3 protein-coding genes are annotated in these 4,105 nt (G+C 67.1%); all 3 read right to left on the bottom strand.

Going from position 1 to position 4,105, the window contains the following annotated elements:
* Nucleotides 1-1,675, bottom strand: a 1,675-nt coding sequence (locus tag AC31A1_RS47895; protein WP_489659346.1) for an N-acyl-D-amino-acid deacylase family protein, incomplete at its 3' end; no start/stop codon positions are given.
* 85 nt (nt 1,676-1,760) lie between these two features.
* On the bottom strand, nt 1,761-2,879 hold the full coding sequence (locus tag AC31A1_RS47890; RefSeq protein ID WP_393752273.1) for an LLM class flavin-dependent oxidoreductase: 1,119 nt from the start codon (nt 2,877-2,879) through the stop codon (nt 1,761-1,763).
* A gap of 118 nt (nt 2,880-2,997) precedes the next feature.
* Nucleotides 2,998-3,774, bottom strand: a complete 777-nt coding sequence (locus AC31A1_RS47885; protein ID WP_489659345.1) for an SDR family NAD(P)-dependent oxidoreductase — start codon at nt 3,772-3,774, stop codon at nt 2,998-3,000.
* Nucleotides 3,775-4,105: the final 331 nt, after the last annotated feature.

Genomic DNA, 4,105 nt, shown 5'->3' with positions numbered 1-4,105 from the left:
GCCCCGGCACGTTCCCGCTCACCACCTCGTCCCGGATGGCCTCAACTCCGTTGACCCACACGGCCCGTATCCCGATCGCCTTGGAGTCGAGACGCGGACTGTCACCCGGCAGGTCGTGCACCAGGGTGGCCTTGCCGGCGTCGATGCGCTCCGGGTCGAAGAGCACCAGATCCGCATGCCACCCCTCCCGCACCTGCCCCCGCTCCCGCAGTCCGAACAACCGGGCCGGATCATCGGTGAGCATCTTCACCGCCTGCTCCAGCCCCACCAGCTTCCGCCCTCGCACACAGTCCCCGATGAACCGGGTCGTGTACGGCGCCCCGCACATCCGGTCCAGATGCGCCCCCGCGTCGGACCCACCGAGCAACACGTCCTCGTGCTGCCAGGTCTCGGCACGCAGCGCCCAGGAGGCGGGATCGTTGTCGGAAGGCATGGGCCACAACACCGTCCGCAGCTCATCGGCCGCGCAGATCTCGACGAGACACTCGAAGGCCTCCTGACCACGCTCGGCGGCGATGTCCTTGACCACCCGCCCGGTCAGCCCCTCGTTGGCGTCGCTGTACGTATCCCCGATCACATACCGCCCGAAGTTCGCGAGCCGCCGGAAGACGCCCGCCTCCTTGCTGTTGGCGCTCCGCAGCATCTCGGCCCGTACGTCCGGCTCCCGCAGCTTGGCGATCCGCTCGGGCACGGGCAGGCTCAGGATCGGCCCCCACCCGGGTATCAGGTTCAGCGCGCAGAAGGTGCCGAGGGACATGTTCATCGGCGTGAGGATCGGCATGGTCAGGGCGACGACCCGCCCCCCGGCCTTCCGAGCCCGCTCACTCGCGAACAACTGCCGGGGCACCCGCTCAGGCACAGCGGCATCGATGGTCAGCACGTTCCAGTTCAACGGCCGCCCGGACACCGCGCTCATCTCGACGAACAGATCGATCTCCGCGTCACTGAACTGATCGAGACACCCGGCGACGATGGCCTCGATCTGCGTACCCTCGTGCTCCCCGACAGCCCTGGAAAGCGCGAGCAGTTCGGCGGGCGACGCATGCCGAGAGGCAACCGGCTTCCCGTCACCGTCCGAGTGGCTGGAGGACTGGGTGGTGGAGAACCCCCACGCCCCCGCGTCCATCGCCTCGTGCAACAGCCGTACGATCTCGGCGAGTTGCTCCTCACTCGGCTGCCCACCCACGGCATCCGCCCCCATCACATACCGCCGCAGCGCACAATGCCCCACCATGAACCCGGCGTTGACGGCGATCCGCCCTTCGAGCGCGTCCAGATACTCCCCGAAGCCCCGCCAGCTCCAGGGCGCCCCCTCCTCCAGCGCGACCAGCGACATCCCCTCGACCCTGGACATCATCCGCCGCGTGTAGTCGGCGTCCTCCGGCTTCAGCGGCGCGAGAGTGAACCCACAGTTCCCGGCGGCGACGGTCGTCACCCCGTGATTGAGGGACGGCGTCGCATACGGGTCCCAGAAGAGCTGGGCGTCGTAGTGGGTATGGGGATCAACAAACCCCGGCGCGAGCACGAGCCCACGCGCATCCTCCGACGTCCGGGACTCCTCAACCACCGTACCGATGACGGCGATCCGCCCGTCCCGTATCCCCACGTCGGCGACAAACCCAGGCGCCCCCGTCCCATCAACGACAGTGACACCTTTGATGACGTGATCGAGCATGGGCCGCCTCCTCAACTCCGCTTGTTTTTAGGGGCGCGGGGAACTGCGCGACCAGCCCCCACACACCCGCAGCCGCCGTACAACCTCAGGCCGTCTCCCGGAACCGCGTAGTCCGATGCACAGGATCCGTATCGATCTTCGGAACCACGTGCTCCCCGATCAACCGAATCGTCTGCAACGTCTCCTCCTTCGGCACCCCCACCGGCAACCCGAAGCTCAACTGATCCGCCCCGGCCTGCTCCCACCGCTTGCACTGGGTGAGCACCTCATCCGGGTCACCGCAGATCAACAGCTCCTCTTCCACGAGGAGTTCGACGAACTCCGGCGTGTACTCCGGCAAGGTCTCCGGCCACACCGGGAACCCCTCAGGCCGAGGAAACGTGTCGTGGTACCGGAACACCAGCGAGGGCAGATAGTGCAGCCCCCCACTCGTGGCGATCCGGATCGCCTCGTCATGGGTCGGCGCACAGATCGCCGTCGTGGTCACCATCACGTTGTCGTTGACGAACGCCCCGACCGGCTCCGCGTTCACGATCGCCGTCTTGTACTGCTCCAGCACCCACTCCATGTCGGACACCTTCTGGATGCTGAACCCGAGGACGCCCAGCCCCTTGCGCGCGGCCATGGCGTACGACGGAGGCGAGCCGGCGGCGTACCACATCGCGGGGTGCGCCTTCCCGTACGGCTTCGGCAGGATCTTCCGTGGCGGCAGCTGCCAGTGCTTGCCCTGGAAGCCGACGTACTCGTCCTGGAGCCACATCTTGGGGAACTCGGCGATGGTCTCTTCCCAGATCTCCTTGGTGTAGTTCATGTCGGTCACCCCCGGTATGAACCCGAGGATCTCGTGCGAACCGGCGCCGCGCCCGCTCCCGAACTCGAAGCGGTTGTCGGTGAGATGGTCGAGCATGGCGACCTTCTCGGCGACCTTCACCGGGTGGTTGACCTGGGCGAGGGGGTTGAAGATGCCCGACCCGAGGTGGATGCGTTCGGTGGCGTGGGCGAGGTAGCCGAGGAAGACGTCGTTGGCCGAGAGGTGCGAGTACTCCTCCAGGAAGTGGTGCTCGGACGCCCAGGCGTACTTGAAGCCGGACTTGTCCGCCTGGATGACGTACTCGGTCTCCTCCATCAGCGCCTTGTGCTCGGCCAGCGGGTCCGTCTCGGCACGCTTGCCCACGTATCCCTGTACAAAGAGCCCGAATTCCAAGGAGATTCACCGTCCCAAGTCCAGATGGTTCCTGTGAGTGCTACGACTTTCTGACGCTGCGTCAGATTCGTCAATAGATGACGCCCTGTCAGATGGCGAGGGATGCCGTCGGATGCCGTCAGATGACACTGACCCCGGCCAGCCAGCCCCCGTCGATCACGAACGGCTGCCCGGTGATGTACGACGAGTCGTCCGACGTCAGGAACAGCGCCAGCCGCGCCACCTCGTCGGCCCGCCCGATCCGGCCCAGCGGCACGAGCTTGCGGTACAGCTCGTCCAGCGCCCGGGTCATCTCCTCCGGGTCCGCGTCCGGGTCGAGCCGCGCCGGGTTGGACATCGCGGTGTCCACCGCCCCGGGGCAGACGGCGTTGACCCGGATCCGCCGGCTCGCCAGCTCCAGCGCGGCCACCCGGGTGAGCCCGAGGATCGCGTGCTTGGTGGCGGTGTAGGTCCCGACAGCGGCCATCCCGGTGACCGCCGTGTACGAGGCGGTGTTGACGATCGTCCCGCCGTCCTCCATCGCCGCCGCCACGGTCTTGATCCCCAGGAAGCAGCCCACCTGGTTGACCCGCACGACCTGCATGAACTCCTCAAGCGGCGTGTCCACAAGGGAGTTGAACCGCAGGATCCCGGCATTGTTGACCAGCCCGTCGATCCGCCCGTACGCCTCCTTGGCGGTCCCCACGGCGGCACGCCAGTCCGCCTCCTCGCCGACATCGAGATGGACGTAGGACGCGGAGGCGCCCAACTCCTTCGCCAGCGCCTCCCCTTGCTCGTCCAGCACATCCGCTACGACGACTTTCGCGCCCTCGGCCGCGAACAGCCGTACCTCCTGCTCCCCCTGCCCGCGCGCCGCCCCGGTGACGATGACGACGCGCCCGTCCAGCTTGCCCATGCGGGCCTCCTCGGGATCGGTGGATGCGGGGCATCGTAGCGCCGTATCTGACGAAGCGTCAGATGGAGCGGGCGGACTCCTTGCACAGAGGAGAGGCCTTGCACAAGCACACGTCGCGTGCGCAAGCACACGTCAAGTGCCCGACGGTGGCCGCCACCGTCGCCGAGGACATCATCTCGGGGCACTGGTCGCCCTCGATACGCAGCGCGGCGTAACCGTGTTCAACGTGATCCAGCCAGGAATCCCGGCCCTTCAGGACTTTGTTGGCGGATTCGCCATTGTCAGGCGGTGAGTTCGAGTCCGAGGCGGGTGAATCGGCTGATGTGAGTGG

The organism is Streptomyces sp. P5F9, assembly GCF_057961495.1.
This window is presented reverse-complemented; position numbering and strand designations above follow the sequence as displayed.

Excerpts from the sequence above, each read along its gene's own strand:
- AC31A1_RS47885 (WP_489659345.1), bottom strand. The coding sequence starts at position 3,774 with ATGGGCAAGCTGGACGGGCGCGTCGTCATCGTCACCGGGGCGGCGCGC.